Origin of the sequence: Streptomyces sp. NRRL F-2664, from assembly GCF_000719345.1 — a bacterium.
Lineage (GTDB): Bacteria > Actinomycetota > Actinomycetes > Streptomycetales > Streptomycetaceae > Streptomyces.
Genome location: NZ_JOFX01000420.1, coordinates 1 through 361 on the forward strand (window position 1 = coordinate 1; position 361 = coordinate 361).

Here is a 361-nt window from a genome sequence, read left to right on the forward strand (position 1 = left end):
AAGCGGAAGGGGTTGGCGGCGGGGTCGGCGGCGCGGTGTGCGGCGGGGGCGGGTGTGCCGTCGGGGCGGGTTTCCCGGCCGTAGTCGGTGTAGGCGCGGGCGGTGAGCGCCTGGGCGCCGGGTCCGGTTTCCAGGACGGTGTTGCCGCGGCGGTCGGCGTGCAGGTACCGGGCGGCGCCGGGGGTGGCGGTGAGGGTGCGTGCCTCGCGGCTGCCTGCGGGCCTGGTGAGGTAGCTGCCGGTGCGCGGCGGTCCGCTGGTGCCCGCGCTTGTGTGGGTGTCGTTGGCGATGGCGCCGTCGGGGGTGTAGTGGAAGAGGACGGTGGTGCGGGTGCCGTCGGGGTTGGTGGTCTCGGTGGTTT

1 protein-coding gene is annotated in these 361 nt (G+C 75.6%); it reads right to left on the reverse strand.

Features of this window, described 5'->3' with window-relative positions:
- Nucleotides 1-361, reverse strand: a 361-nt coding sequence (locus IF89_RS39865) for a hypothetical protein (RefSeq protein WP_043195035.1), incomplete at both ends; no start/stop codon positions are given.